Origin of the sequence: Lujinxingia sediminis, assembly GCF_004005565.1 — a bacterium.
In the GTDB taxonomy this organism is placed as follows: Bacteria; Myxococcota_A; Bradymonadia; order Bradymonadales; family Bradymonadaceae; genus Lujinxingia; species Lujinxingia sediminis.
This window is the reverse complement of the sequence record NZ_SADD01000003.1, coordinates 178,503-199,277: the sequence shown is the minus strand read 5'-3', so window position 1 is coordinate 199,277 and position 20,775 is coordinate 178,503. Positions and strand designations below refer to the sequence as shown.

Here is a 20,775-nt window from a genome sequence, read left to right as displayed (position 1 = left end):
GCGTTTGGGCGAGACGTGTGCAGATTTTGCCAGCAGCATTGCTGCAGACGGTCCGACCGAGGGACGAACATCGCGGCGTGATTGCTGAAGCTCGTTCGACCGAGGGACGAACATCGCGGCGTGATTGCTGAAGATCGTTCGACCGAGGGTCGTGCACCACCCGCGTGATTGCTGAAGATCGTTCGACCGAGGGTCGTGCACCACCCGCATCGTTGTTGAGAATCGACCGACCGAGGGTCGGCCATACCCTCTCAACTTCCGGGTACCTCCACCCAGAACCAACCCCGTAGATCGCCCTCGGCATAGCCGGTGGCTCGATCTTCGGGATAATACTCGGCGATCGCCCGGGCGACTTGCGGCGCCAGCGACTCGCGATCGCCGTGGCAGGTAAGACACGGCGCGGCGATGCGAATCGGGCTGAGCACCGCAAGCTCCTGCTGAGGCCCCACGCCCACGCGTGGCTCGCCGGCCTCGTTGGCCACCGCCGCGGCCCAGGGAGGCGGCTGGTTATCTGCGTTTCGCAACTTCTCGGAGAAGCGGCCGATGCGCACCCCGTGCTCCTCACCCACCTCCGCGGTCAGGGGACCTGCCTCGCTATGGCAGACCTCCACCGCCGCCGGTGCCCCCTTCTCCTGGACCACCCCCATCACCCGCCCCATCAGCGTGCTCGCCAGGGCCTTCCGCGCCGCTTCAGCCCGCTCCAGCTGCGCGCGTTGCTCAGCGCTTAGACGTTCCGCCTGAAGAAGGTTCCAACCCTCGGGTAGGGCAGGCCTGTCTTGAGCTTCCTCCTCCGAAGACACGGTGTCGGGAGCATCAGTGCTGTGCTTTTCTTTCTCGGTTTCGGCCTGTGCCGCCACCTCTTCCGGAGCGGCCGTTTCGGGTCCGCGCTCGCAGGCACCAAGCACCATCGCGCCACCCAGCAGCAGGGCCGGCCACCGGGGGGCGATGCTCCATATCCGTGTCCCATACTCGCCATCACGCTTCATCAGCATCTCCTTAAAAAACGACACATATCAGGGCATCGGCCTTCGTCACCCGCTCAAGGTAAGCCTGACGCAGGCGTGGATGGTACAGGTACCGCGATAAAGCCGGTGGTGCTCGCCAGGGCTCATCGCGGATGACCACCTCGAAATGAGCCTCCTCAGAGAGGTCGGGCTCGCCGGGGCGTCCTCATCCACCAAATAGTTTTTTGAAAAATCCAGGCGGGCGATCCGGGTTAATGCGCTGCGCCAGCGCCACGATCTGAGCGGCTCTCTTCGCCCCGATGGAAACCTCCTGGATCTCCCCATCTCGCACCGCGATCAGTGTCGGAAGGCTGCGCACGTTAAACGCCCGGGCAAGTGCCGGATAGTTCTCGGTATCGAGCTTGTAGAAGGCCACAGGTTGGTCGGCCATCTCTTCGGCCGCCGCCTCAAATTGCGGGGCCATCATCTTGCAGGGGCCACACCACCCCGCCCAGAAGTCGATCAGCGCGGCCGGTCCGTCCGGTGCCATGATCGCCTCGATCTCGGCCTGCGTCGTCAATGCTTTGACTGCCATCGTGTTCTCCTTAAAAAATGCCGCCCTATAAGGCGCGTCTATGAAATCCCACCCTCGCGCTCAGCAAACATTATACCATGCCATCTTAAGAGATGGCGCTGGCGACGGACCGGCGGCCGACCCCCGGCACGCAAAAAGTGACGCGCATCACGCAAAGTCCCGTTAATACTCGCGATACTAACACGTAGGGCGCTGACGCTGGTCCGCGCCGCTGAAGCCTGCTGCTTTTGAGAGGATGAGGATGTATGCCGATGATTTGAAACGTCTGTCGCAGAGTTGAAACGGATTTGCGACGTGCAAGGGCTTCTCGCCGCGCGCTTGAAACAGGCCCGTCTCAGCGGGACATCCAGCATGTCTCACCCGCTCGGGGCAGGGGGTAGGCCTATGTAGGTAACATGTTGCAATCTCTGCGGGCTTTTGAGTATGGTGCCCGGCACTTTGATGGACATCGACGCGCGGCGTCATGGCGCTCCACCGCGCCTGCGCGTTCCACGATAACCCTGCGTTTTTTGCATCTTCTTTTGAGAGACTCTTTATGGCGATGAACACCAAGAAGTGGTGGTTGCTGGCGATCGGTACGAGCCTTGTGCTCGCGAGCTGTGGTGAGGGCACCGAGGTTGAGGGGCCCACTACCGACAACAGCGCCGTCTTTGCGCCGCCGCTTGAAAGCCTCGACACCCTTCTTGACGGCGCGCCCGAGAACGCCTCGCTTCAAAACGAAGCCAAGGGCGATGAGGTCTTTGAGCCGACCAACTACGAGCTGCTTGCGCTGCAGTCGCCCACCGCCAACCAGGGAAGCCGCGGGGTCTGCTCGATCTTCGCTGCGGTCGCCCTGATGGAGCACCTCTACATCAAGGAAGGCACCTTCCCCGACAAAGACTTCTCCGAGCAGTACCTGCAGTGGTCGGCGAAGTTCGAGGTCAACTCCTTCCCGAACACCTCCGGCTCCAGCTCCACCTACAACCTGCGCGCCATCAGCGATTTCGGGATCGTCGAGGAGGCCTTCTGGCCCTATGAGTCGCGTCCCTGGGGCGCGTCGAATGACGAGCGTTGCGCCGGCGATGAGGCCGAGCGCCCCACCGAATGTCACACCAACGGGCACCCGCCTCAGGAGGCCGTGGACGCCGAGAAGTGGAAACTTCCGTCGAGCCGCTGGATCTCCACGCGTGAGCGCGACATCAAAGCGATCATGAAGAATAAGGGCACTGCGGTGGTCGCCGGGGGTGACTTCTACTACCAGTCGTGGAACCACGGCGCCTCCTCGCTGCCCACCAACCGCGAGTACGCCCGCAAAGGCTACGTCCTCTACCCCAATGAGGCCGATAAGACGGATAGCCGCGCACGCCGAGCCGGTCACGCCTTCCTGCTGGTGGGTTGGGATGACACCCTGACCGTTGAGCGCCTCGATGAGAAGGGCGAGGTGATGCTCGACGAGAATGGCGAGCCGATGACCGAGTCGGGCTTCTTCATCTTCAAAAACAGCTGGGGCACCGGTAGCTGGGGCACCGACCACGCCGACGAGCGCGTGCCCGACGGTTACGGTTACATCTCGTACCGCTACGTCGAAGAGTTCTTGAGCGCTCGCGCCACCGACCTCCCCGTCTTCGAAGAGCCTGAGCCCGAGCCCGAGCCCGTCTGCGGCGACACTCTCAGCTGTGCCGACGACGCCTGCATCGACTCGCCGCTTTGCGAGGGTGAGCCGGCGACCTTCTCCAGCGACGCAGAGCTCGCGATCCCCGATGACGATGCCAACGGCGTCCTCAGCACCATTGAGGTCACCGGTCAGGGCCCCGCGCTGGAGGTGAGCGTGGATGTGCTGGTGGCGCACAGCTTCATCGGCGATCTCGAAGTTCGTCTGATTCACCCCAACGGCGACTCGATTGTACTGCGCCAGGCCGATGGCGCGGCCGGCGAAGACTTCTTTGAGAGCTACCAGGCCGACGCGTTCGTCGGCCTTGAGGCCGCGGGCAGCTGGTCACTTCAGGTCATCGACGCTTTCGGCGCCGACACCGGCAGCCTGCTGGGCTGGGATCTGACGCTCGTGCGCTGAGACGTCAATTGAAAGTACCAGGTTAAAACCCCGGAGCGGCTTGCTGCTCCGGGGTTTTTTGTTGCGCAGTGTGCGACCGAGGGTTGGGCATCACCCGCAAGAGCACGTCGAGATGTTCGACCGAGGGGCGGACATCTCCCCGAAATTCGGCGTTGAGATGTTCATCCGAGGGTCGGTCACCATCGTGGACGCTGGCGCGCAGGCCGCTGGCGATTTACACTTCCGGCATACGACATGCTCTGCTTCCCGCCTCGTTTGCAATCCCCGCCCGACTCGGAGGACGAAGATGCGCGACACGGTGATCGATCGCTTTCTGACGCAAGTTAACCGGCGAGGTGACGCGCCGGCGATGTATTACAACGAGGAGGGAGTCTGGCAGGCGATCTCGTGGGCGGAGTACGGGCAGCGCGCGCGGGCATTTGCCGGAGCGCTGGTCGCGCTGGGCATTGAGGCCGGCGAGCGCATTAATATCTGCGGCTACAACTGCCCCGAGTGGGTGTTTGCCGACGTCGGTGCGATGCTTGCGGGTGTGGTCCCTTCCGGCATCTACCATACCGACAGCGCTGAGCAGATGGCGTACATCGCCGGGCACTGCCGCGCGCGCGTGCTCGTGCTCGAAGACCAGATTCAGTGGGAGAAAGCCGCAGCGATCATCGACGGGCTTGAGCACCTTGAGCAGGTCGTGATGATCCGCGACGCCCGGGGGATTGACGACGAACGCGTGGTCAGCTTCGACGACTTTTTAGAGCGCGGGCGGGCGTTTCAGGATGAGGTCGATCGTCGCGTGGAGGCATTGGTCGGTCAGGAGCTGGCGACGTTGATCTACACCAGTGGGACAACCGGAGCTCCCAAGGGGGTGATGCTCAGTCACGACAACCTGGCGATCACCGCCAACATGGCTTTTGAGGTCGTGGGCGATGCGCTGATCGGTGAGACCGGTGCCGGTCCGGGCGACTGCGTCGTCTCGTACCTGCCTCTTTCACACATCGCCGAGCAGATGTTTACCATTCACCTGGCGATCACCCTGGGCTACCCGGTCTACTTTGCCGAAAGCGTCGAGAAGCTGCGCGACGCGCTGGTGGAGGCGCGCCCGACGCTCTTTTTTGCCGTGCCGCGGGTCTGGGAGAAGTTCCGCGCGGTGCTGGAGAGCCGGCTCAATGAGGCGACGGGGTTGAAGGCCTCGATTGTGCGCTGGTCACGTGAAGCGGGCGTGGAGGCCGGGCATGATATTGTCGAGTATGGTGCGCCGCGCGGTGTCACCGCGCTTCGCTACGCGGTGGCCAAAAAGCTTTTTTTCGACAAGGTCGCCGAACCTATCGGCCTTGACCGCCTTCGCCTGGCGATCAGCTCGGCAGCCCCCATCGGTGCCGATGTGCTGGAGTTCTTTATGGGTCTGGGCATCGTCATCCGCGAGATCTACGGGCAGTCCGAGGGCTCCGGCCCCACGACCATGAACTATCCTCGGACGGGCCTGAGCAAACTCGGCACCGTGGGGCGCGCGATGCCGCGGGTCGACATCGCGATCGCCGACGATGGCGAGATCCTCTTTCGCGGCCCCAATGTCTTTATGGGCTATTTTGAAGATCCCGAAAAGACCGCCGAGACGCTCGTCAACGGCTGGCTCCACACCGGCGACATCGGCAGCCTGGACGCTGATGGCTTTTTGAAAGTCACCGACCGAAAGAAGAACATCATCATCACCTCCGGCGGCAAGAACATCGCACCCGCCCCCCTCGAAGCTCGCCTCAAAGAGCTCGATGTGATCAGTCAGGCGGTCGTCATCGGCGACCAGCGCAAGTATTTGAGCGTCCTTCTGACCCTGGATCCCGATCTGGCGCCGGCCTTTGCAAAGAAACATGACCTCCCCACCGACCTCCGCCAACTCGCCGACGATCCGGAGTTTCAGTCCCATATTCAGGGGCATATCGACCGCATCAACCGCAAGCTCGCCAGGGTGGAGACGATCAAACGCTTTACCCTTCTCCCCGAGGATTTTGCGGAGTCCCGCGACGAGCTGACGCCGACGCGTAAGGTGAAGCGCCGGGTGATCTTGGAGCGCTATGCGGCTCAGATCGACGCGATGTACGGGTAGATGTTTGCGGCGAAGTGCCCGACCGAGGGTCGGACATCGTCCCCGCACTTCGGGTGCGAAGTGTCCGACCGAGGGTCGGACATCGTCCCCGTACTTCGCGCTCAGATGAAGCGATTGGCCCCTTTGACCTTGCCCTCGTGGCCCTCCAGGCGCTGGTGGCGCTCGTCGAGCAGATCGTTGATGCGATCCATCACCAGGTCGGTCATCCCCCGGAACGCCGCGGCGTGGTCGCGTTCGGCCTCCAGGGTAAAGGGGGTGTAGTCCTCGGCGATCGAAAAGGGCGCGAGGTCGCCTTCAGGCGTCATCGGTTCGCCCAGGCGATAGACGATCGTGCCGCCGCTGGAGAGGGGGCTGTTGCCCGGGTAGGCAAGGTCTGAGCCGTTGCAGCCCACCGGCACGACGGTGGCCTTCATGCGCAGCGCCATCTGCGCAAGCCCGGTGCGTCCTTCCTGCAGGCGCACCGAGCGGGTGCCCTCGGGGAAGACCAGCACGTGCAGACCAATGCCGAAGGCCTCTTCGTTGAGCTCGACGAAGCGATCCATCATCTTCTTAAAAAGCTCCGCGATGCGCTCAAGGTAGTTATGGGTCTGCGGGTCGAAGTTCAGCCCGAGCAGGTCGCGGGGCGTATCGAGCAGAGCCACCACATCGGAGAGGACGCCTTCCTCGGCAGCCTGCTCGCGCAGCGAGCGGGTATCGGTGCTGCCGCCGTCCACCGCCTTACGCACCATTCGGTAGGCGCGCTCGGCCGGCGGCCTTCCCAGCAGGCGCACCGCGTCGGCGGTGATTAAATAGCCGCGTGAGGGCACCGCCAGGTTGTTCATCTTGATCATGAAGGTCTGGATCGCCGGGTTATTGTAGTACTTCCCTTTGACCCAGGTCGTGGTAAACATCCCCTCATCGCGCCAGAGCCGCCACTGGAAGGGCCAGTAGTTGTAGCGGTCGGTATGGTTCATCGCGAAGATCACCGGCCGGTCGCGCGGTAACTTCTCCATCCCCTCGATGTGGATATCGGTGCGTGTCAGAGGGTTTTTGAAGTTCGGCGTGAGCACACCAGACGCAAACATCACCTGGCCCAGGGGTCGACGAGTCAGCGAGATGGCCTTGAGGGTATCGAGGGTCAGCATAGACACCGTGCGCAGGGGGAAATCGGGGGTGGACCCACAGGGGGAAAACGCGGAAAAGGTAACACAGCCCTCCGCGCAAAAGTAGCCGCGCGAGGGCCCCGGGGAGCACCTTTGCCTCAACGAATAGGAGCGGTATGCGAGCATTGATTCAACGCGTTCATCAGGCCCGGGTCGAGGTCGACAATGAGACGGTCGGCCAGTGTGGGCGCGGACTTCTCGTTCTTCTTGGCTGCGGGGAGGGCGACACCGACGAGGACCTCGATTACGTCTTTGAGAAGGTGATCAACCTGCGCATCTTTGAGGATGAGGCCGGCAAGATGAACCTCTCCCTGCTCGATATCGGCGGCGAACTTCTGGTCGTGAGCCAGTTTACGCTCTACGCCGACACGCGACGTGGGCGGCGACCGAGTTTTGGGGACGCGATGAAACCGGAGCCTGCCGAGGCGATGTACGAGGCCTTTGTGGCGCGCGCGCGTGCCCGTGGCATCACCACGGGGACCGGGCAGTTCGGGGCGATGATGAACGTCTCTCTGACCAACGCCGGGCCGGTCACGATCATGATCGACAGCCGCGCGCGCTGAGACGCGTGAACGATGGCCGTTTAGAAGGGAAGCTCCACCCGAAGTCCGGCGCGCCAGGTCCCGAAGAAGGGGCTCTGGTCGGCCTCAAGAGGGCGGTAGTCGCGGGTGGTGTAGAGGGCGTCGATAAAGGGCCCGGCCACCAGGGGTGACTCGCCAAATGTGGCGAGTTTCAGCTCGGCGGCAAGCCCGCCACGCACCTCGTAGCGCCAGCCCCCGGGCAGGCTCGCAAGCTGCGCGCTGGAGGCCCACAGGCGCATCACGTTGGCGTAACTTCCGAAAAGATGCAGCTGCCCGCGAAGTTGCAGATCAGCGCCCAGCAGCGCACTGCTTTCACGGTGGGCGTCAAAGCCCACGTAGGCGCCCAGGCCCACGACCAGATGGTTGACGTCATCGCGGGCGCGCCACAGGGGCATCAGGAGCGTGGGTGTGGCTGTGAGCCCGAAATAGAGATCGCGGCGCCCGTCGTGGCTCACTCGAAGATCGAGTCCCCAGCCGGCCGCGTCCAAAAAGCCGCGCCGCACCGCCCCGTAGGTGCGCTGGAGGCTGGCGTAGCGGAAGATCACAAGATCGGCCTGCAGGCTCTCGGCTGTTTCCCGAAGGTCCGGGCCTATCTCGGCGGCCAGATCCAGGCCGAAGATGCGCGACTCGATATCGCCGCGGTAGCCGCGCTGGCGAACTTCGCCCAGGCGATCTTCGATGGGCGAGTAGGAGAGCTCCAGGTGCGTTCGGAGCTGGTTGGTGGCGCCGCCGCCCAGGGTGAGGCGATGGCGGCCTGAGGGGCCTTTCGAGCGCGCGTCAATGGCCTTCATTCGCTCCAGATACCGCTGCGCGCGCGCGTCGAGGTAGGCCACGCCGTCCCAGTCGGGAAGATGCGCATCGATGAGCGCGGATTGGGCTTTAAGCGCCCTAAGGTAGCTTGCGCGGGTCTGGGCCTCGTGATCGAGCACGGCCTGCTCGTCCGGGTTCCACACGACGGTGGAGGGATCGATGTCGATGGTGTTGTGAGCGGCCCAGTGTGCCTGAGCCTCGGCGCGGGCGATGAGATCTTCATCGCGGTAGAGGGCGCGTCGTCTCGCGATGAGCTCCTGCGCGCTCAGGCGAGGGCGAGGGCCCTGGGCAGCAAAGAGCAGGGCTCGTCGGGCGTAGTGGGCGTTGTCCATAAAGAAGCGCTCGACGAGCACGCTGTTGTAGAGCGTATCGACGAGCAGCCGGGCCTGGTCCGGATGTGCGGTGGCCAGCTTGGAGAAGAGCGCTTCGGTAGTGGCGTAGGCGCGCTCGCGCGTGGCCGGATCGGGATCTTCCAGGGCTTCAAGCAGCGCGTCGAAGTGGGCGCGGGTGGGGCGGTCGGCGTCGATGGCGTCAGCCAGACTGAGCAGCAGCGCGCGTCGTGTGCGCGCGGCCTCCTGAGCCACTTCACGCCCGCTGCGCAGGGTGTCGGGGCGCTTGATAAGAAGTCGCCCCTGCTCGCCATTATCAACCGACGCCAGCAGATCGAGCACATCGGTGGGCATGATAATGGCCCCGTCGCGCTCGGGAAGATCCAGTCCCAGGGCCGGCTCCATCAAGTCGACCAGAAAAGACGCGCAGTTGGCGTTGAGGAAGCGGTAGGGATAGAGCGTTCGTCGCTCGCTCTCCCAGAGGCGCTCCAGCAGGCGGTGGGACTGCTCTGGATTGAGCTGCAAGGTGAAGCGGCGAAGATTGCGTTTCTCGTACTGCAAAAAGAGCCGGTCGACGCCCCGAAAGGAGTTGAGCTCCAGCACCGTGGGAAAGCCCCCGACGACCCCTTTGATGAGGTAATCGATGGGATCGACATCGCTGTCGGTGAGCGCACCGAACTGGTAGACGGGCTCAAAACCCACCCCGCGCACAAGCCCCCCACCGCGATACTTCACGTGGAGGAGCAGGTGTCCGTAAAGGGATTGGGGGCGCGAGGTCGCCGCGGCCAGCAGCACATCAAAACCATCGAGATCGTCGTGGCGAGCCCAGGCTTCAAAAGCCGGACAGCGCGCCCCGGCCATCGCCGCGCGCGGCAGCACGCGCTCGGGCTCCTCCCACCCCGGCGCGCGCTCGGCCAGAAAGCTCCTGAGCGCGCGCGAGGCCGTAAAGAACTGACAGCCCAGCGTGGCGTTCGGATCGAGATCCTCCAGACGGCGCGCCACCTCGGACTGATCCTGCCGCTCCAGCAGCAGATCTTCGGGGCGAACAACATAGGCCTCGGCAAAGGTCACAAAATCCAGGTGTGCGCTGCGCATGCCCATCGGCCGCGCGTAACCCCAGACATCCTGGTTATGGGGCCCGCGTAGGGCCGCATGCCAGCCGTTGACCTGCTGCCAGTCAAAGGTGTTCGACCAGCCCCGCGCGCGATCTTCGAGCACCATCACAAGGTGCACCACTGCGCGCCGAAGTTGCAGCTCGCGCTGTTCCTCGGCCCGCAGCACCGCGTATTCCTCGACCGGCCCTTCCCCCAGAAGAGGCGGGCTGTCGTAGATATAAAACACTCGCCCATCGTCCCCGAAGGTGGGACAGCGCTCGCTGTAGCGCCCCATCCCGTAGAGGCAGGCCTGCCGACGCCTGACCAGACGCACCGGCTGGCGTTGTAGTTGCTCAAAGAGCGTCTCAGGAAGGGCGCGGGCACCCCGGATCAGCGCGGCGATGTCATCGGGCTGCCAGCGCTCCGGCGTATCGACGATGAGCCCGAACTCTCGCTGCAGCTCGGCGACGCGTGCCTCGTTTTGAGCGGCCAGCACATCGCGCGCCCCGGCGCGCGCCAGAAGCGCCTCGCTCAACTCGCCGGCCAGCCGGGTGGACTGCTGCGCATGCTGCGATCCCAGCTCGGCGGCGGCCCGGGCGAGGCGCGCACGCTCAAGGGCTCGCTGCGCGCCGGCAGCGGCGTTGTCGTAACGCTGCGCGGCGGTGGCAGGCAACGCCAACGCATATGCCATCGCCACGGTGACCATCGCCACCGCGACCCGCGTGCCAGAGCCGCGCGTCGGCCTCAGACCACATCCCATCCACCACGACCTGTACGTCACGTCGCTACAATCCCGGGTACGAGTTCAAAATTCGGCGGAACCTTAGCACCCGAGGTACGCCTCGGCCACCGCTGCGTTGGGCTCGCTTCGAGATGCACGTCGCTCTGGCGAGGGCAGGGTCTGTGCATACCCCGAGGCGCTCGACCGAGAGACGTGCATCGCCCTTATTTGATGCGGCCTATCGTCAAACCGGGGTCATACACATACCCCGCAACGATCCTTAATTGCGGGCTGAATCACGCGCGCTCAATGAGTCCGGCATCGCTCAAGACGCTGAGAAAGCGGGTCGCCTCCTCCACCCCCACCTGATCGTGGGAGAGTGAACCCATCAGCGCGTGACGCTCCTCAAAAAGCGCCTGCGAGAAGGTGTGACGCTTGTCGGCCTCTACCCCCATCATGCTCGCCAGCGCGTCGATCGACGCCCCGCCCCCCAGGGCCAGATCCTGCTGAAGATCGCGTTGATGGTCGTTGAGAAAGGCCACCATCTCGCCGGACGCCTCACCGCTGTCTGCGAAGAGCTTCACGGTGGTAAACATCGGCGCGAAGAACGCCGCTCCTGTCGTCGAGGTCGACGAGGTCAGGCTCATAAAAGGGCCCGGGATCAAGATGATCGACGTCGTCGAAGAATGACCATGATCCGCGCTCGCCAGCGAAGGCAGCGCCAGGGCAACGAGGGCGATTCCTACAAAAGATACGTGTCGTGCGCTGCGCAACAGTCGTGTCGGCATTCATAACCTCCCGGTCGTCATTCATCAGTGAATGTCGAGAAGTTAGTCGCGAACGCACAAAGTTTTTGTGCATTTTTTATTCAGGGCGGCTTTTTGATGAGGAAAATAGCTGTGGGCTCTGCTGCTATCCGGGCCGTTTAAGACGCGGCACCACGCGCTCCCCCGCCCCCCCACGCCACGCGCTCCCCCATCCGCACACACGAATCGACCCACCCCGCACGTTGCCCGGGTCCCTCAACCACCCAACCCCATAACCACCCAACCACTCCCCGCGGACCTCCATCTCCCCACCCGAAGCTCCCCACGTCGCACACCTCACTCCACAGCCCCTATTTCCCGACGCAGAACTCCGAGAAGATGCGCTGCAGAATATCGTCGGTGCGCACCTTCCCGGTGATATCACCCAGGGCGTCGAGGGCTTCGCGAAGATCGATGGCGATGAGCTCATGCTCCATCTCCATCTCCAGCGCCTGACGGGCGCGTGCCAGGGCGTCGATCGCGGCGACGACCCCCTGAAGATGGCGCGCGCGGCTGAGTAGCACGCCCTCGCCAGAGGTCAGTTCGCGTGCCAGGGTCGACAGGCGATCGATGAGCGCGTCGGTGCCCAAAGGCGGCGAGGCACCCAGGGCGCAGTCGACGCGGTGGGTGAAGCGTGCGCAGAGCGCCTGATCCTCCGGGCTTCGTCCGTCCGGAAGATCGCTCTTATTGCAGATCAGCAGGGTGGGTCGCCCCGAGCGAAGATCCTCATGAAGAGCCTCGCGTTCTTCGGCGCGCAGCGGGCGGCTGCGATCGATGACGCGCAGGAGCAGATCGGCCCGCTCGCCAAGCTCGCGGCTTCGCTCAATGCCGATGGCCTCCACGCGATCTTCGGTCTCACGCAGCCCTGCGGTATCGATCAGGCGCAGCGCCACGCCTTCGAGCTGAATCTCCTCTTCGAGGAAGTCGCGCGTCGTACCCTCAATCTCGGTGACGATGGCGCGGTCGGTTCCGTGCAAGGTGTTGAAAAGAGTGGATTTTCCGGCGTTCGTGGCGCCCAGAATCACCACCCGAACGCCCTCGCGTTGGCGACGTCCCTGGTCGAATTTCGCGCGCAGCTGCTGAAGTCGCGCGCTGGCCCCATCGATGCGCTCGCCGATCTCATCGCGCTCGATCTGGTAGACGTGCTCCTCGTGGCTGAAGTCGAGGGCAGCCTCAATGAGCACCGCCGCCACCGTGAGGCTCTCGACGATGCCGCGGATCTCCTCACCAAGCGACCCCTGCAGATGCTCCAGGGCCAGGCGATGGGCCGCATCGGTGGTGGCGTTGACCAGGTCGGCCACCGCTTCGGCCTGGGTCAGATCGAGGCGTCCATTCAAAAACGCGCGTCGGGTAAATTCTCCGGGCTCGGCGATGCGCGCACCCAACTCCAGTGCGCGATCGAGCACGCGACGCAACACGATGGGCCCGCCGTGGCATTGCAGCTCCACGACGTCATCACCCGTATAGCTGCGCGGCCCGCGCATAATCACGGCCAGCGCCTCATCGATCAGTTCGCCGGCTGTGTCGACAATCCGGCTCAGACGCATCAGGTGGGTGGGGTGAGACGACGGCCAGCCCGGCACCATCTGCTCAAGAATCCTCTCAGCGTGTCCCCCGCTGATTCGCACAATCCCCACCCCCCCGCTACCGGCAGGTGTGGCGATCGCGGCGATCGTCGGCGCGTTGCCCGTCATCATGGTCCTCAAAGCGAAGAGCGCCCCCTTCAAGGGGCGCTCGTCAGGTCCTTCGCTCAGCTCGGGTCGATCTTCAACTTGCGGAAGATCCCGTAATCGGTGCTCTCGCTTTTGACGCCGTCCATATCGTCGATGCGCTTATGGATCACGCGGCGATCGAACGCGCTGAGCCCCGCCACCAGAAGCGGCCGCCCGACCTTCAGTGCCGCCTCACCCAGGCGCGAGCCGACGTGGCTTAAGTGCGACTGGCGCTTCTGCTTGAATCCGCCGATGTCCACCACGACGCTGCCCCGCGCCTCGCGCCCCAGGAACTCCGAGAGCATCGTCTGCATACCGGTCAGCACCCGCGGTGACTGGCTGGAGCGTCCGACCATCAACTCGGTGTCCGCCCCGCTGATGTTGAAGATGTAGTTGTCTCCGTCAAAGCTCCCGGAGGCGCTCAGGTTGAGCTGCATCTTCTCAAAAAGCTCCCCGAGCCAGGCCTCACCACGGGCCACGACGGGATCTTCCACATCACCCCGGCGCGTGGCCCTGGGCTCGTCGTCCTTCTTTTTGCCGGACTTCTTGGACTTCTCGGACTTCTTCTTGTCCTTGTCGTCGTCCTTCTTTTTGTCAGACTTCTTGGACTTCTTGGACTTCTCGGACTTCTTGTCGTCCTTGTCGTCGTCCTTCTTCTTGTCGGACTTCTTGGACTTCTCGGACTTCTTCTTGTCCTTGTCGTCGTCCTTCTTTTTGTCGGACTTTTCGGACTTCTTGTCGTCCTTGTCGTCGTCCTTCTTTTTGTCGGACTTCTTGGACTTCTCGGACTTCTCGGACTTCTTCTTGTCCTTGTCGTCGTCCTTCTTTTTGTCAGACTTCTTGGACTTCTTCTTGTCCTTGTCGTCGTCCTTCTCTTTATCGTCCTTTTTGGACTTCGAGGTTTTCTTTGCCTTCGGAGCCTCTTCGCTCGTTTCGGCCGCCTCGATCACCTCGTCCTTCTTTTTGGAACGGGTGCGCCGGGGCTTCTTCTCGGTCGCTTCGGTTTCGGCCGCGGCGGTGTCGGCGCTGACCTCAACGCTGCTCTCATCACTCTTTTTGGAGCGGGTGCGCCGGGGCTTCTGCTCGGCGGCCGGCTCCTCTTTTTTGGCCGACGTCTTCGTCGACGAAGTCTTCTTGACCGCTGCGGCCGCCTCCTCGCCAACGGCCACCTTCTGATCTTCGTCGAGTTTGGTGGCGCGGCGGCCACGGGCCGAGCGGCGTCCGCCGGAGGCTTCCTTCGTCTTCTTATCGTCAGCCATAGCATTCATCCTTGGAAGGTGGCCGCCCGATGCGGCCGCAACGTCGAGTCAAGTAGGGGGACGCTCAGGTGGTGGTGGCGCCTTCGTCGGTCGCCGCAAACTGCCGCTTGATCATGTACTGCTGCAGAAGTCCCAGCACCAGGTTGAGCAGGTAGTAAAGCACCAGACCGGCGGGCAAAAAGAGCATGAAGGCGGTGAACATGATGGGCATGATCTTCATCATCATCGCCATCTGCGGGTTGCTCTGATCGACCATCGTCAGGCGCTGCTGAACCACCATCACCGCCCCCATGATGATCGGGAGCAGGAAGATCGGGTCGGGCGCAGAGAGGTCGGTGTACCACAGGAAGTCGGCCTGATAGAGCTCCACCGAGTTGTAGATCATCACGAAGAGGCCGTAGAGGATCGGCATCTGAAGGAGCATCGGCAAACAACCCAGCGGGCTGACGTTATGCTCTTTGAAGACCTTCATGGTCTCTTCGGTCATGCGCTGCTGGTCGTTCTCGTACTTCTCGCGGATCTCTTTGATGATGGGCTGGATCTGCTTCATGCGCTCGGCGCTCACGTAGGCCTTCTGGGTCAGCGGCCAGCTCAGAAGCTTGATGAGCAGGGTGAGCAAAATAATCGCGATGCCCCAGTTGCCGGTGAAGCCGAAGAAGAACACCAGGAGCGCGCGCAGCGGACGCGCCAGCACGGTGAGAAGCCCGTAGTCGACGGCCTCTTCGATGCGGTAGCCCACGTCCTTGAGCACGCCGAAGTCTTTGGGGCCCAGGTAGAGCAGGTGGCTCTCGGTGTAGCGCTCGTTCGGCGCGATCGAGAAGCCTTCATAGGCCAGGTTGGTGCGCAGGTAGTCACCGTCGAGGCGCTCAAAAACGCAGGATTTGGCGCCCGACTCGGGGATCGCCGCCATCAGGAAGTAGCGGGTGTCGGCACCGGCCCAGATCACCGGGTACTGGCTAAAGGTCGTCGTCTCTTCGAGCTGCTCAAAGAGGGTGCGCTCCATATCGTCGCTGTTGCGACAGACCGCCTCGAGCTGGTCGGGGCGGAAGTCCAAAAAGTTGGACTTGCGGTTGGGGTCGTCCTTGCCGATCACGTCGACGAGCAGCGTGTCGACCAGGCGCACATCTTTAAGGCGGTTGTGAACCACCACGTCGAAGTCTACGACGTAGGGCTTCTCGCCATTGATGGCGTAGATCTTATCGACGCTGAAGCGCCCGCGCGGATCGGTGTAGCGGTAGGTGATTTTGTTGAAGGTCTCACCGTCGGCGTTGAGCTCGCTTAAGTCCTCAATGAGCTCGTAGCCGGCGTCCGGGGCCACCTGGACGTTTTCGGCGCGAAAGCGCGTGGTGAAGGGATAGGCCGGCGCATTCTCTTCAAAGGAACGCAACAGATCGCCGCCCTCGCCAGCGTACTGATCGGGGGAGGTGACCTGAATGTCGGTGGCGACCGCGCCCTGGTTGTTCAGGGTAATACGCACCATATCGCTGGCCAGCACATCGGAGCGCTCTTCGACCACCGGCGCTTCGACCGGAGCGTCGTCGGGCTCGGCCGCAGGCATGGCCTGCGCGCTTTCGGACTCAGCTTCGGTGCCTTCGGTCGACGCAGTCTGGGCACCCTCACCACCGGTCTCAGCCTCCTGCGCGGTAACGGCTTCGCCGTCCTCCGGGGCCAACTCGCCGGGATCGGGGCCCATGACGGCCTGCCAGACAATGAAGACGACGGTGATCAGACTCATCGCCAGAATGAAGCGTTTTTGTTCCATGACGCGTTCGCAGTTTGAGGTCCGGGGGGCCTTTGGAGGCCCGTCCGATCAGGGGACGGGATCGTAGCCGCCCGGGCGTAAGGGATGGCAGCGCAGCAGGCGTTTAAGCCCGAGGTAGCCGCCTTTAAAGAAGCCGTAACGCCGCAGCGCCTCGATCATATACGAGGAGCAGGTCGGCCGATATCGGCACATCGGGGGGAGTAAAGGGGAGAGCGCGCGCTGGTAAAAACGCACCATGGCGATGCCCCAGGTCGCCAGAAGACCCGGACGCGCCGAAGCCTGCGCATCTTGAAGATCGCCATCGCTGGCAAGTTCAAGATCCTCAGGCCCGGTGAGGTTCCCCTGGTCGTGTGTGGCGTGCTCCTGGCACATCAGCGACGCTCCGCGCGTGGGCGGCGCGGCTTTTGAGCTCGCGCCACCGATTGGAGCAGGTCGGCGACCAGCTCCTCGTACGCCGGATGCTCGCTGCCCGCTTTGACGATCACCACCGTGTCGTGGCTCAGGCCAAAGAGCGCCTTGTTGCGCCGAAAGATCTCGCGCAGGCGTCGCTTCCAGCGGTTGCGACAGACGGCGTTGCCAACCTTCTTGCTCACCGTCACCCCCAGACGAGGATGATCGAGCGTGTTGGCCTTGCAGTAGACCACCGTCCAACGCCCTTCATAGCGGCGTCCCTTGCGGCGAGTGCGCAAAAAGTCGGAGCGCTTCAAAAGACGCTCCGACTTTCGCAGTCGCTGATCGTGTCCCTCCGCCCCGGGAGCGGTTTCACCTTGATTCGAGGGTGTGATCAATGCACTCACTGGCCGGCCTGGAGTCGGAGTTGCGGGTGTGCTTTCAGCCAGCGTTCATTCCGCCAACACGCGTTTGTGGCGCGAGGGGAATGAGGAGCGAGGCATCGAAGCGAAAGACCCATTCTTCGTCCAGGCGTGGGACGCTCAAGTCTTACTTCTTGTGCTTGGTCACAGCGAGCTGCTTGCGGCCGCGAGAGCGACGACGCTTGACGGTCAGACGGCCGCCGACGGTCTTCATACGCTTGCGGAATCCGTGGGTGCGACGGCGCTTTACTTTGCTCGGTTGGTAGGTGCGTTTGCTCATCTTAAACCTCTGAAGTTCAATGTATGCGTTGCAGTGAGTCTCAATGCTACGTGAATGAAGGCACCCTAACCCCGCGTCGATGCATGGATTTCGGGGTGAGGGGCGTGCGCAGCGTCGGTCCCCATTTTTGGCCGGGGACCAGAGCGCGGCAAATAAACATCACCCATGGCCTAAAGTCAAGCTGGGCCCGGGCGATCGTGGGGGCTTATGGGGGAGTTTCAGCGCAGGAGCAACGCTTCAAGCTCCGCGATGGCGGTGGCGAAGTCGTTATTACCCATCTCCACCAGGTCTTCGATCTTGCGGAAAGCGGTGAGCACCGTGGTGTGATCCTTACCACCGAACTTTCGTCCCAGCTCCGGGTAGCTCTCCCCGGTGTGCTTGCGGCTCAAGTACATCGCCATCTGACGCGGTTCGCTGATCGCGCGGGTGCGTCGGCTTCCCTTGATGTCGGAGGGCTTGATGTCGAAATGGGAGGCGACCATGCGGATGATCTGCTCGACGCCCAGGCTGCGCTCATGCTGGATGTTCATGCGTTTGAGCAGCTGGCGGGCCAGATCCGTGTTGAGCGGCACGCCCAGGAGCTGGGCCTGGGCGACCATGCGCAGGAGCGTACCTTCGAGCTCGCGCACGTTGCTGCGGATGGAGGTGGCCAGCAGCAGCACGAGTTCTTTGCTCAGCTCGATCTTGCTGTCTTCGGCCTTCTTCTCCAGGATCGCCACCCGGGTCTCGATCTCGGGGGCTTGCACATCGGCGATCAATCCCCAGGCGAAGCGGCTGGCCAGGCGCTCCTCAATGCCGGGCAGCTCCTGCGGGGTCTTATCGGAGGTCATCACGATCTGCTTGCCGCTCTGATAGAGGGCGTTGAACGTGTGGAAGAACTCCTCCTGGGTGGAGTCCTTGCCGCCGATGAACTGAATGTCATCGATCAGGAGCAGATCGCAGTCGTTTCTGAACTGGTTGCGAAACTCGGCCATCGTCTTCTGGCGCAGGCTCCCGATGAGCTCGTTCATGAAGACTTCGGCCGAGAGGTAGCGCACGCGGGTGCGGGGATCGCGGCGCAACATCTCCACGCCGATCGCCTGCAAGAGGTGCGTCTTACCCAGGCCCACTCCCCCGAAGATGAAGAGCGGGTTGTAGGTCTGACCGCTGCCCGAGGCCACGGCCTGGCAGGCCGCGTGGGTAAACTGGTTGGAGGGACCCACGACAAACTCATCGAAGGTGTAGCGCGGGTTCATGCCCGCCGCGCTCACCAGTGCGTCGAGATCGGCCGGCGATGCCGCTTCGATGAGCCCGAAGTCAAAGAGGGCAGCCTGGCCGCTTTCGTTGTCGAGGCGCGCGGAGCGCGCGGCCATCGGCTCGGCCTCAAGGTCAATGTTCTCCACCTCGATGGGCTCGTCCTGGCCGCTCTCAACGATCTCGATCTTCAGAGGCTGGCCGGCGGCATGCTCCACGGCCTGCTCGATCAGATCGATGTAGTTATCCTGGACCCAGACCTGCACAAAGGGATCATCGACCCCGAGTACAAGGGTCTCATCGTTGCATTCCAACAGGCGCAGCTTCTCGAACCAGTTCGTGAAGTTGTGCTCATTGACCTTGGTCCTGAGTTCGAGCAGGGCGGCGTTCCAGAGTTCTTGCATATGCAACATCGCTTGGGGCTGAGAGGAGCTCATCACAGATTCAACATCTCGAGAGGTACATAGCGACAGGGGGCCGACTCATCCGTGAGCAGCCTGGGGTTCGCGGCATGCGCGAGGCCCTCGACCCGTCGATGTGGTGTTGCCGCAGGCGGCGCGTCATCGGCGTCGCCCGGGCCCTTCAGGTTATGGGGGATGGGCCGGGTAAAGGGAAGATCATTTCGAATGCACCGATGCCTCCGCGGGGCGACTATGACGCGCTGCGGCCAACGAGGAAGCGGGGCTCATTCACTCCGAGGATAGTTTTCCACAGGGGTGTGGAAAAAAAGGGGTTGAAAGCGCTGCGGAGGATGCTGGCAATCCACGGAAAAATTTGCGTCGCAATGAAAGCGCAATGATTTCAGCCGGATAGACTGTGGAAAGCGGGGGGGAGGGGGACGATCGTGGTGAGGATCCGCGGGTGATCACGATCGCCCCCTGTGGATCGTCGGGCGATCGCCCTGTGAAAGCCCTGTGGAAAACCCTGGGGAAAAACTCAACGCAGCGATGATCTGCTGCGCGTTCAGGCCGAGCCGGAGCGCGCCATCATCATAAAGGCCGTCGGGTTGACGCCGATGCGCGCCAGGGCCTCGTCCCACTGCGCGTCATAGCTGGTGTGAAAGAAGCTCTCGGCGTGGAAGTCGTCGAGTAGCCAGCTGCCCTCTTCGATCTCCTGCTCCAGCTGGCCGGGGCCCCATCCGGCATACCCGATGAAGGGTCTGTAATCGCCGGCCTGCATTCCCCGGGCAAAGCCCTCAATGATTTCGCCGCTGGCCGCCAGGTACCAGCCCTGATTGAAGGTGAGCTCATCGTCATCGCTGCGCTGGCGCATGCGACGAAGACGTCGCCGTTGTTCGGCCTCCTGGCTGTCGCCACGATCCAGCCGGCGGTACATCACCCAGAGCTGCTCAATGCGTACCGGACCACCGAAGTACACCGGCATCTCAAAGCTCGAGGGGCTGAGCTGCGGGGTGATCTCCTCGTTGACGCTCTGAATCAACGATCCGAAGTCGATCTCCAGGGGCTTGTTGATGATAAAGCCCATCGCCCCCTCTTCGTCATGATGCACCATGGCGACGACGGCGCGCTCAAAGGGGGAGCCATCGAGGCGAGGGGAGGCGATCAGAAATCCGGGGGCCGAGGAGCGGGGGGCGGGCTGTGGAGGTTCGGACATAAGCTTTGGCTCTCGACAGAGGTCGCATAGGGGCGAATGGACCGGGGGAGATTCAGGCACGCCACCGGTCGTATGGCACCGGTTGTAGCGGCGTCTCCCCTCAAAGTGTACCAGAAGCCTGCCGCCGGTTCTCTGCGGCAGGCCAACGGCTCTAAACGTAGTGCGCTCAAGGTAAAGTCAACGCCGTGGGGCGGGGTTGTTTGCCGGTGGCGAAAAAAATCGCAGGGAGCTGCGCAGGAAACGCTTGACACATACCTCAACGCTCATTAACTTCCCGGCCTGTTCGACGCATAACCTTTCGAGGTCGGCGTCGGCACGGTGGGTATAGCTCAGTCGGTTAGAGCGCTGGCTTGTGGTGCCAGAGGTCACGGGTTCAAATCCCGTTATCCACCCTCCTCGAAGAACGCCTTATCGCAGTTGCGGTGAGGCGTTTTTTTCGTTGGTCCTTATGTCGCCGTGAGCTCGCGTTGAGAGCACCTCGGGCAGCGTTGCAAAGCATCGCCTTAAGTTTCGCGCCTTGCCCGAGAAGCTCTTGACTTCCCAGCCATCGACGTCGGCTTCGGCTCACGGCGTAGTATTAAGGTGGACGCTTCGCGGGGGAAGTATCCGGGCGATGATGTCGGAGGGGGTGGGGCTCAGTCCAAAAAGGGGAAAAAAACACTTGAACGATAGGGGTGGGGGTGGCATAAGACGCTTCGTTTCGCAGTTTTGGCTGTGAAATCCGCGCCTGTAGCTCAGCTGGATAGAGCGCCGGACTTCGAATCCGTAGGTCGCAGGTTCGAATCCTGCCGGGCGCACTCAACGTCAGGAACGCGCCTGCTCCAGCGCGCGGACCCGTTGGGGCCAGTAGCTCAATCGGTAGAGCAACGGACTCTTAATCCGCAGGTTGAAGGTTCGATTCCTTCCTGGCCCATAAAGAGAGTAAGGCGGCGCGCCGAC

The 20,775-nt window shown here is 62.8% G+C and carries 16 protein-coding genes and 3 tRNA genes; 6 read left to right on the top strand and 13 right to left on the bottom strand.

Features of this window, described 5'->3' with window-relative positions:
* Nucleotides 1-251 precede the first annotated feature (251 nt).
* Together EA187_RS08545 and EA187_RS08540 are read right to left on the bottom strand one after the other, a co-directional pair.
* Nucleotides 252-986 (bottom strand): c-type heme family protein, encoded by a 735-nt coding sequence (locus EA187_RS08545; protein ID WP_164856129.1) that lies wholly within the window; start codon nt 984-986, stop codon nt 252-254.
* Nucleotides 987-1,170: 184 nt separating this feature from the next.
* The gene (locus EA187_RS08540; protein ID WP_115606099.1) at nt 1,171-1,539 is read right to left on the bottom strand and encodes a thioredoxin family protein; all 369 of its coding nucleotides are present in this window, start codon (nt 1,537-1,539) and stop codon (nt 1,171-1,173) included.
* Between the two features lie 535 nt (nt 1,540-2,074).
* On the opposite strand from EA187_RS08540, the gene EA187_RS08535 reads away from it, so the two are divergent.
* Nucleotides 2,075-3,589, top strand: a complete 1,515-nt coding sequence (locus EA187_RS08535; RefSeq protein ID WP_164856128.1) for a proprotein convertase P-domain-containing protein — start codon at nt 2,075-2,077, stop codon at nt 3,587-3,589.
* A 286-nt stretch (nt 3,590-3,875) separates the two neighbouring features.
* Complete coding sequence (locus EA187_RS08530; protein WP_164856127.1) at nt 3,876-5,681, top strand: AMP-dependent synthetase/ligase; 1,806 nt, start codon at nt 3,876-3,878, stop codon at nt 5,679-5,681.
* 101 nt (nt 5,682-5,782) lie between these two features.
* Here EA187_RS08530 and EA187_RS08525 read toward each other — a convergent pair whose 3' ends face one another.
* Nucleotides 5,783-6,805 (bottom strand): lysophospholipid acyltransferase family protein, encoded by a 1,023-nt coding sequence (locus tag EA187_RS08525; RefSeq protein WP_164856126.1) that lies wholly within the window; start codon nt 6,803-6,805, stop codon nt 5,783-5,785.
* 134 nt (nt 6,806-6,939) lie between these two features.
* Here EA187_RS08525 and dtd point away from each other — a divergent pair, with 134 nt between their 5' ends.
* Nucleotides 6,940-7,386, top strand: a complete 447-nt coding sequence (dtd, locus tag EA187_RS08520; protein WP_127779971.1) for a D-aminoacyl-tRNA deacylase — start codon at nt 6,940-6,942, stop codon at nt 7,384-7,386.
* A 20-nt stretch (nt 7,387-7,406) separates the two neighbouring features.
* On the opposite strand, the gene EA187_RS08515 is transcribed toward dtd, so the two are convergent.
* The 10 genes from EA187_RS08515 to EA187_RS08470 form a co-directional block, all read right to left on the bottom strand.
* Complete coding sequence (locus EA187_RS08515; RefSeq protein WP_241250187.1) at nt 7,407-10,343, bottom strand: lipoprotein N-acyltransferase Lnb domain-containing protein; 2,937 nt, start codon at nt 10,341-10,343, stop codon at nt 7,407-7,409.
* A 311-nt stretch (nt 10,344-10,654) separates the two neighbouring features.
* Entirely contained in the window at nt 10,655-11,146 is a 492-nt protein-coding gene (locus tag EA187_RS08510) for a DUF3015 family protein (RefSeq protein ID WP_127779969.1), read from the bottom strand.
* Between the two features lie 329 nt (nt 11,147-11,475).
* Entirely contained in the window at nt 11,476-12,861 is a 1,386-nt protein-coding gene (gene mnmE / locus EA187_RS08505) for a tRNA uridine-5-carboxymethylaminomethyl(34) synthesis GTPase MnmE (RefSeq protein WP_115606109.1), read from the bottom strand.
* A gap of 53 nt (nt 12,862-12,914) precedes the next feature.
* On the bottom strand, nt 12,915-14,135 hold the full coding sequence (locus tag EA187_RS20605; protein WP_206524225.1) for a hypothetical protein: 1,221 nt from the start codon (nt 14,133-14,135) through the stop codon (nt 12,915-12,917).
* A 64-nt stretch (nt 14,136-14,199) separates the two neighbouring features.
* On the bottom strand, nt 14,200-15,897 hold the full coding sequence (gene yidC / locus EA187_RS08495) for a membrane protein insertase YidC (protein ID WP_115606112.1): 1,698 nt from the start codon (nt 15,895-15,897) through the stop codon (nt 14,200-14,202).
* A 48-nt stretch (nt 15,898-15,945) separates the two neighbouring features.
* Complete coding sequence (gene yidD / locus EA187_RS20600) at nt 15,946-16,134, bottom strand: membrane protein insertion efficiency factor YidD (RefSeq protein ID WP_206524231.1); 189 nt, start codon at nt 16,132-16,134, stop codon at nt 15,946-15,948.
* Between the two features lie 134 nt (nt 16,135-16,268).
* The gene (gene rnpA, locus EA187_RS08485; protein ID WP_164856124.1) at nt 16,269-16,604 is read right to left on the bottom strand and encodes a ribonuclease P protein component; all 336 of its coding nucleotides are present in this window, start codon (nt 16,602-16,604) and stop codon (nt 16,269-16,271) included.
* A 232-nt stretch (nt 16,605-16,836) separates the two neighbouring features.
* Complete coding sequence (gene rpmH, locus EA187_RS08480; RefSeq protein ID WP_115606115.1) at nt 16,837-16,989, bottom strand: 50S ribosomal protein L34; 153 nt, start codon at nt 16,987-16,989, stop codon at nt 16,837-16,839.
* Between the two features lie 218 nt (nt 16,990-17,207).
* Nucleotides 17,208-18,626 (bottom strand): chromosomal replication initiator protein DnaA, encoded by a 1,419-nt coding sequence (dnaA, locus tag EA187_RS08475; protein ID WP_164856123.1) that lies wholly within the window; start codon nt 18,624-18,626, stop codon nt 17,208-17,210.
* Nucleotides 18,627-19,185: 559 nt separating this feature from the next.
* On the bottom strand, nt 19,186-19,836 hold the full coding sequence (locus EA187_RS08470) for a YqgE/AlgH family protein (RefSeq protein ID WP_115606118.1): 651 nt from the start codon (nt 19,834-19,836) through the stop codon (nt 19,186-19,188).
* A 318-nt stretch (nt 19,837-20,154) separates the two neighbouring features.
* Here EA187_RS08470 and EA187_RS08465 point away from each other — a divergent pair.
* From EA187_RS08465 to EA187_RS08455, 3 genes are all read left to right on the top strand, one after another.
* Nucleotides 20,155-20,228: transfer RNA gene (locus EA187_RS08465), tRNA-His, on the top strand.
* A 331-nt stretch (nt 20,229-20,559) separates the two neighbouring features.
* A tRNA-Arg gene (locus EA187_RS08460) sits at nt 20,560-20,633 on the top strand.
* 43 nt (nt 20,634-20,676) lie between these two features.
* Nucleotides 20,677-20,749, top strand: a tRNA-Lys gene (locus EA187_RS08455).
* Nucleotides 20,750-20,775 lie beyond the last annotated feature (26 nt).

Excerpts from the sequence above, each read along its gene's own strand:
- EA187_RS08525 (WP_164856126.1), bottom strand. The coding sequence starts at position 6,805 with ATGCTGACCCTCGATACCCTCAAGGCCATCTCGCTGACTCGTCGACCC.
- rpmH (WP_115606115.1), bottom strand. The coding sequence starts at position 16,989 with ATGAGCAAACGCACCTACCAACCGAGCAAAGTAAAGCGCCGTCGCACC.
- yidC (WP_115606112.1), bottom strand. The coding sequence starts at position 15,897 with ATGGAACAAAAACGCTTCATTCTGGCGATGAGTCTGATCACCGTCGTC.
- dtd (WP_127779971.1), top strand. The coding sequence starts at position 6,940 with ATGCGAGCATTGATTCAACGCGTTCATCAGGCCCGGGTCGAGGTCGAC.
- EA187_RS08515 (WP_241250187.1), bottom strand. The coding sequence starts at position 10,343 with ATGGTCACCGTGGCGATGGCATATGCGTTGGCGTTGCCTGCCACCGCC.
- EA187_RS08545 (WP_164856129.1), bottom strand. The coding sequence starts at position 986 with ATGAAGCGTGATGGCGAGTATGGGACACGGATATGGAGCATCGCCCCC.
- EA187_RS08530 (WP_164856127.1), top strand. The coding sequence starts at position 3,876 with ATGCGCGACACGGTGATCGATCGCTTTCTGACGCAAGTTAACCGGCGA.
- dnaA (WP_164856123.1), bottom strand. The coding sequence starts at position 18,626 with ATGCAAGAACTCTGGAACGCCGCCCTGCTCGAACTCAGGACCAAGGTC.
- EA187_RS08535 (WP_164856128.1), top strand. The coding sequence starts at position 2,075 with ATGGCGATGAACACCAAGAAGTGGTGGTTGCTGGCGATCGGTACGAGC.
- EA187_RS20605 (WP_206524225.1), bottom strand. The coding sequence starts at position 14,135 with ATGGCTGACGATAAGAAGACGAAGGAAGCCTCCGGCGGACGCCGCTCG.
- EA187_RS08540 (WP_115606099.1), bottom strand. The coding sequence starts at position 1,539 with ATGGCAGTCAAAGCATTGACGACGCAGGCCGAGATCGAGGCGATCATG.
- yidD (WP_206524231.1), bottom strand. The coding sequence starts at position 16,134 with ATGGTGCGTTTTTACCAGCGCGCGCTCTCCCCTTTACTCCCCCCGATG.
- EA187_RS08470 (WP_115606118.1), bottom strand. The coding sequence starts at position 19,836 with ATGTCCGAACCTCCACAGCCCGCCCCCCGCTCCTCGGCCCCCGGATTT.
- mnmE (WP_115606109.1), bottom strand. The coding sequence starts at position 12,861 with ATGATGACGGGCAACGCGCCGACGATCGCCGCGATCGCCACACCTGCC.
- EA187_RS08510 (WP_127779969.1), bottom strand. The coding sequence starts at position 11,146 with ATGCCGACACGACTGTTGCGCAGCGCACGACACGTATCTTTTGTAGGA.